The sequence below is a fragment of the Streptomyces sp. FH025 genome (assembly GCF_017427025.1).
GTDB lineage: Bacteria > Actinomycetota > Actinomycetes > Streptomycetales > Streptomycetaceae > Kitasatospora.
Map to the genome: position 1 here is coordinate 1 of NZ_JAFLNG010000584.1, position 4981 is coordinate 4981.

The following is a 4981-nucleotide window of genomic DNA, read 5'->3' on the forward strand; positions in this document are numbered from 1 at the left end:
GGTCGCCGGGGTCGCGCTCGCGGTGGCCGCGGCCGAGCAGGCCGGCGAAGGCGCCGTGTGCGACGCCGGGGACGTCGTGGCCGCTGACGTGCAGCAGGACGATCTCCGCGTCCTGTGGCGCGTGGCTGCGGGCGGCGTCGACGCAGGCGGGCCAGGTGCCTTCGGTGATCCAGACGACGACGGTCACGGTGCCGGCCTCCTCATACTCCGATGATCTGTAGGGACCCCCACAGTGCCAGTACGGCTAGCACCAGGGCGGCGGGCACGACCAGCAGTCCGAGCCGGGTGAACTCGCCCAGGCCGATGTCGGTGTCGTGTTCGCGGACGATCCGCCGCCACAGCAGGGTGGCCAGCGAGCCGGCGTAGGTGAGGTTGGGGCCGATGTTCACCCCCAGCAGGACGGCCAGGACGGCGCCGGCACCGGAGGGCACGGCCAGCGGGAGCAGGACGAGGGTGGCGGGCAGGTTGTTGATGACGTTCGCCAGGACGGCCGCCAGCGCCGCGACGCCGAGCAGGGCGGGCAGCGAGTCACCGTGCGGGACGAGGTGGCCGAGCGCGGAGGCCAGCCCGTTGTCGACGACGGCCCGGACCACGATGCCGAGCGCCAGCACGAAGGCCAGGAAGGGTACGGCGGCCGAACGCACGATCGCCGCGGGGGTGGTACGGCGCCGGGCGAGGGCGCGGGCGGCGAGCACCAGGGCGCCGGCCATGGCCGCCCAGGCCGGATCGACACCGATGATCGAGGTCAGGACGAAGCCGGCCAGTGTGCCCGCCACGGTGATGAGCGCGAACAGCGGCATCTCCGGTGCCTGCGTCTCGGCCGCGGCCGGGGCGCCCGCGTCCAGGTCGGCCGCGAAGAACCGGCGCAGCACCACGTACTCGACGGCGATGGCCGCCAGCCACGGCAGCGCCATCAGGGCGGCGAACCGGGTGAAGCTCAGCCCGCTGGCGGCGAAGGCCAGCAGGTTGGTGAGGTTGGAGACCGGCAGCAGCAGCGAGGCGGTGTTCGACAGGTGGGTGCAGGCGTACAGGTGCGGCTTGGGCCGGGCACCGAGCCGGGCGGCGGTGGCGAACACCACGGGCGTGAGCAGCACCACGGTGGCGTCCAGGCTGAGTACCGCCGTGATCACCGACGCGACCACGAACACCTGCGCCAGCAGCCGCCGCGGACTCCCGGCCGAGGTGCGGGCCATCCAGGCCCCGCAGGCGTGGAACAGCCCCTCGTCGTCGCACAACTGCGCCAGAACCAGCACAGCCGCGAGGAACCCGATCACCGGCCCGAGCCGCTCCGCCTCGGCCACCGCGTGCGCCGACGGGATCGCGCCGGTGGCGACCACCAGCCCAGCCGCCGGTACGGCGACCACCGCCTCCGGCCAGCCCCACGGCCGGACCACCGCGCAGACCAGCACCAGCACCAGCAGCCCGACGGACAGCGCTTCAGCGAACGACGTACTCAGGGTCTTGCTCCTTGCGGGCGGCGGTGACTGCGCCCTATCGAACCAGAGCGTCCCCGGCTGCGGCACGTCAGCCACCTGGCCGGACCAGTGCGGTGGCCCGGGCGGCGGTGGTGACTCGTGGGGCGAGGAAGACCGATCCGACGTTCTCCCGGGCCAGGTTCTGTCAGCCCGGGCAGCCCCGGCGGCGGGCCCTGCCCTCGTCCTGCCGCCGCAGGACGAGGGCGGCACCCACCAGTGAGGCCCCCGACGCCTCACGTGGTTCCCGCGAGCCGGGAACACGGTCAGGCGCGGTGCGCTCCCCCCGCTACGACTGGGCGACCAGGTCCAGGTACGAGTCGTGCCAGAGGTCCTCGTCGCCGTCCGGCAGCAGCAGGACGCGGTCTGGGCGCAGGGCCTCGATGGCGCCGGGGTCGTGGGTGACCATCACGATCGCGCCCGGGTACGTCCCGACCGCGGCGAGGACCTCCGCGCGGGAGGCCGGGTCGAGGTTGTTGGTGGGCTCGTCCAGGAGGAGGACGTTGGCGCCGGAGTGCACCAGGCCGGCCAGGGCGAGGCGGGTCTTCTCGCCGCCGGACAGGACTCCGGCCGGTTTGTCGGCGTCGTCGCCCCGGAACAGGAACGCGCCGAGGACGGTCCGCAGCTCGCCGTCGGTCAGGTGCGGGGCGGCCTTCGCGAGGTTGTCGCGGACGCTGAGCGCCGGGTCGAGGGTGTCGTGCTCCTGGGCGAAGTAGCCGAGCCGCAGGCCCGTCCCGGGGACGACGCGGCCGGAGTCCGGGGTCTCCCGGCCGGCCAGGAGGCGCAGCAGGGTGGTCTTGCCCGCGCCGTTGAGGCCGAGGACGACCAGTCGGCTGCCGCGGTCCACGGCCAGGTCCAGGCCGGCCAGCACGGGGCGGCCGGCGTAGGCCTTGGCGAGGCTGATCGCGCCGAGGGGCATCCGGCCGCAGGGGGCGGGTTCGGGCAGCCGGATCCGGGCGGTGCGCTCGGCCCGCCGTACGGGTTCGAGTTCGGAGAGCATCCGGTCGGCGCGGCGGGCCATGCTGCGGGCGGTGGTCGCGGTGGCGACGTTGGCGCGCATCCGGTCGGCCTGGGCGTGCAAGGAGGCGGCCTTGCGTTCGGCGTTGGCCCGCTCGCGGGCCCGGCGGCGCTCGTCGGCCGCGCGCTGGGCCAGGTAGGCCCGCCAGCCGGTGTTGTGGACGTCGATGGCCGCGCGCTGCGGGTCCAGGTGGAAGACCCGGTTGACGGTCTCCTCCAGCAGCCCGACGTCGTGGCTGATGAGCACCAGCCCGCCCTGGTGGGCGGCGAGGAAGCCGCGCAGCCAGGCGATCGAGTCGGCGTCCAGGTGGTTGGTGGGCTCGTCCAGCAGCAGGGTGCCGTGGTCGGCGAAGAGGATCCGGGCCAGTTCGACCCGGCGCCGCTGGCCGCCCGAGAGCGGGCCGACGGGGGAGTCCATGACCCGGGTGGGCAGGCCTAGCCCGGCCGCGACCCGGGCGGCCTCGGCCTCGGCCGCGTAGCCGCCCCGGGACTGGAACTCGGCCTCGGCGCGGGTGTACGCGTCCATCGCCCGGCGTTCCTGGGCCGGGGACGCGGCCCGCGCCATGGCCTCCTCGGCGGCGCGCAGCGCGCCCACGGCGGTGTCCAGGCCGCGGGCGGACAGGATGCGGTCGGTGACGGTGACGGCCGGGTCGGCGGCGCGGGAGTCCTGCGGGAGGTAGCCGACGGACCCGGTGCGGGTGACCGCCCCGGTGGCGGGTGCCAGCTGCCCGGCGAGGGTGGCCAGCAGCGTGGTCTTGCCGGCGCCGTTGCGGCCGACCAGGCCGATCCGGTCGCCGGGGGCGATGTGCAGGGTGACGTCGGACAGCAGCAGACGGGCGCCGACGCGCACGTCGACACCACGGGTGGTGATCATGGGATAACGCTCCGAAACAGCGAACGGACACACGGGTGGCGTGGAAGCGGGTCCGTCGGCTAGGAGATTCGGGGCGTAGACATGCGGGCCAGGCTAGCGGCCCGCCGGAGCGGGCGCACCCGAATAAACCGGGAGCGTCCGCCACCGCGTCACCGGGAGCGTCCGCCACCGCGTCACCGGCAGCGTCCGCCACCGCGTCAACCGGGAGCGTCCGCCGCCGCGCGCCTGGCCGCGTGGCCGTCAGCCGCGCAGCACGGCGGCGAGCACCGAGGGGCGGAAGAGCAGCGTGGGCGGCGCCACCAGGGACAGCACCTCGTGGAAGGCCGCGGTCACCAGCGGGTCGCGGGTGGCTCCGGCCAGCACCTTGTCCATGAAGCGGTGTTGGAACCTGATCAGGGCACCGGAGGGGCCTCCGGTGGTGGCGGTGAAGCGGGCGTCCTCGGTGCAGGCCATCATCCACGCCGCCTTGGACACCGCCGAGACCTCCCGCCGCGCCGCCCGGGCCGCGTCGTGCCCGATGCCGCCGTGCCGCAGTGCGGTGCGGCGCAGGGCCTGGGCGCAGAACAGCGACACGGTGACCCCCTGGCCGTACACCGGGTTGAAGGTGCTCGCGGCGTCGCCGACGACCACCAGGCCCTCGGGTGCGCTGCGCGCGTAGTGGCGGCGCACGCCGGGGCCGGGGAGGAAGCCTCGCACCTCGCCCGCCGGTTCGGCGTCCAACAGCGCCTCGCGCATGCCGGGGTCCCGCAGCTGGGCCAGGTGCTTGGCGAAACCCTCCTCGCCGGGCTCGGGTTCGGCACCGCGCATCCCGGCCAGGCTGACGATCCAGCGGTCGCCCTCGACCGGCAGCAGCACGCCCATCCGCGGCTTGTCGGGGGCCTTGGTCTGGAGGTAGAGCGCCTGGTAGCCGAAGTCGGCCCCGGCCGGGCGGTGGAACAGCCGGGAGGAGTACGCGACGCCGGCGTCGACCCGCTCCTCGGGTACCGGGCGGCAGCCGAGCTCGGTGAGCCACTGCGGCACCGACGTGGAGCGGCCGGCCGCGTCCACCACCAACTCGGCCGGTATGTCCATGACTTCGCCGCGTTCGGGGCCACGCGCGCGGACCTTCACCCCGGTCACCGCCTGCGCCGAGCCGAGCAGGCCGACCACGTCGGTGCCCTCCAGGAACTCGATCGAGGGCTCGGTGCGGACTCGGTCCAGCACCGCCTTGTCCAGCACCGGCCGGGTGCAGCTGAGGAAGGTCAGCCGGGCCGGGTAGTCGGCCATCCAGCCGGCCGAGCTGAGCCACTTGAGGTCCCTCGACACGGCGACCCGGTGCGCGCCCGCGGCGGTCAGCTCCTGGTTGATGCCGGGCATCAGCTCCTCCAGCGCCCGCTGCCCGGCCTCCAGCACCAGGTGCGCGTGCCGCCCCTGCGGCACCCCGGCCCGGAACTCCGGCGTGTCCGGGTACCGGTCCCGTTCCACCACGACGATCCGCTCGGCGAATCCCCGCAGGGCCCATGCCGCCAACACGCCGGCCAGCCCGCCGCCGATCACCACCGCCGTACCCCGCCCGGGGCCCTGCTCCGTAGAAGTCATGCGACGTAGCGTAGTGGCGTGGGCGGCCGGCGGTAATCGT

At 74.8% G+C, this 4981-nt stretch carries 3 protein-coding genes and 1 pseudogene; all 4 read right to left on the reverse strand.

What is annotated here, in order from left to right; all coding sequences use genetic code 11:
• Window positions 1–187, reverse strand: a pseudogene (locus J0670_RS29870) (universal stress protein); the annotation flags it as partial.
• A gap of 13 nt (window positions 188–200) precedes the next feature.
• The gene (locus J0670_RS29875) at window positions 201–1457 is read right to left on the reverse strand and encodes an SLC13 family permease (protein WP_207814825.1); all 1257 of its coding nucleotides are present in this window, start codon (window positions 1455–1457) and stop codon (window positions 201–203) included.
• A gap of 304 nt (window positions 1458–1761) precedes the next feature.
• Window positions 1762–3363, reverse strand: a complete 1602-nt coding sequence (locus J0670_RS29880; RefSeq protein ID WP_207814823.1) for an ABC-F family ATP-binding cassette domain-containing protein — start codon at window positions 3361–3363, stop codon at window positions 1762–1764.
• A gap of 240 nt (window positions 3364–3603) precedes the next feature.
• Window positions 3604–4941 (reverse strand): NAD(P)/FAD-dependent oxidoreductase, encoded by a 1338-nt coding sequence (locus tag J0670_RS29885; protein ID WP_207814824.1) that lies wholly within the window; start codon window positions 4939–4941, stop codon window positions 3604–3606.
• Between the last annotated feature and the right edge of the window lie 40 nt (window positions 4942–4981).